General features: G+C 60.1%; 2 protein-coding genes. Both read right to left on the bottom strand.

The window, feature by feature from the left end:
- Positions 1-211 precede the first annotated feature (211 nt).
- Positions 212-574, bottom strand: coding sequence for a hypothetical protein (locus ABIE18_RS22065; RefSeq protein ID WP_499724651.1), 363 nt, complete (start codon positions 572-574; stop codon positions 212-214).
- Between the two features lie 123 nt (positions 575-697).
- Entirely contained in the window at positions 698-1,291 is a 594-nt protein-coding gene (locus tag ABIE18_RS22060) for an HhH-GPD-type base excision DNA repair protein (RefSeq protein WP_499724650.1), read from the bottom strand.
- Positions 1,292-1,499 lie beyond the last annotated feature (208 nt).

Genomic DNA, 1,499 nt, shown 5'->3' with positions numbered 1-1,499 from the left:
GGTACTGCACCCGGGAGGGTGTGGGAGAGTAGGACACCGCCGGACACACATTAGGTCGAGACCCCCCAACCCACACCGGGACGGGGGGTCTCCCATTTAAGCAACACAACAAAAGGCATGAACAAGCGTCTCCGACCAGAGGCCTGCCAACCGTGAATCAAAGACGAAGGCCTCCACCACCGTGGAGGCCTTCAGTCGTTAACCTGTTCACTCAACTTGTCGCGCCCGCTTGGGAGGGCCCGGTGATCAGGGGAGGCACGATCTGCGCGCTGACACTCTGACCCTGCTCCGCGGAGGAGGAGATACCTGCAGAGGCTTGTTCTCGGTGTTGCGCTTGGTCCAACGCCACCGATGCTCTTGTCTGCAGGGCGGCGATCGCTGACTTCACGTCCTCCAGGCCGCGAATCTGATCAATCAAGGCAGCACCGTCATTGCTTAACCGGAAAGAGCCCAATCTGGCCAGCAAAGCCTGAACGTCCAAGCCCTCCGCCCCGGAGCCGATGGAAATGCCCGTCCCAGGCCCAGGCGCATCAGAAACGACTGTGGCTTCTTGATGCTCCCCAATCCCGTCCATGGAAAATACTCTTCCAGCACGCACAATCTCGCATCAGTCCCCAATCCACCTCTGTGGAAAAGCTGGAGGAATTGGAAAAGCCTCGCATGATCGCGCGATAGCTACGCGCGAATGCTGGCGTGATTAGGCGCTCGTTGTCTTAGAAGCCTTCGCGGCTGCCTTGGCCGCTTGTTTGCTGGCGCGAACTTTGACCAGGGAATCGGGATCCACGATGTCGGCAACAGAGAGGTATGAGCCCTCTTCGCCGTAGTGCCCAGCTGCTTCCCGCCACCCGTTGGCTTGAAGGCCGCATTGCTTACCGAGGAGGGCCAGGAAGATTTTCGCTTTCTGCTCTCCGAACCCAGGCAAGGCCTTGAGCCGGCGCAGTACCTCAGCACCGTCGGGGTTGCCGCTGGTCCAGATTGCCGCAGCGTCGCCGTTCCAATCCCGGTGTACTGTTTCGGCGAGGGCTTGGACCCGGCCGGCCATGGAGCCTGGGAAGCGATGCACGGCGGGGCGTTCTTTGAATACCTCCACGAAGCCTGCGGGGTCGTAGTCCGCGATCGTTCCAGGATCCAGTGATCCAAGGCGCGTGCGGATCTTTTCCGGACCGGCAAACGCCGACTCCATGGTTACCTGTTGATCGAGCAACATTCCGGTCAGCAATGCGAACGCATCGTCACTTAACAGCTGATCGGCGGCGGCATCTCCTGTGATGTGCAATTCCATGCGTCCCATCCTCCCACCAGTGTGCACGGTCGTCATCGGAAGTGGTCACGTTGGCCAGATTGATGAACGAACGGAGTAATGCCCGACGGCGGGCTGGCGCGGGTTGTTGGGGGTGTGTTTGGGGGTTGTTGGGGTGGATTTGCGTTGGGGGTGTGGGGCGTGTATTGTTTTCTGAGTCGCCGGGTGCGAAACGGAAAGCCGGAAGGTGTGTACGGTT

The organism is Arthrobacter sp. 2762, from assembly GCF_040548745.1.
Lineage (GTDB): Bacteria > Actinomycetota > Actinomycetes > Actinomycetales > Micrococcaceae > Arthrobacter.
This window is presented reverse-complemented; position numbering and strand designations above follow the sequence as displayed.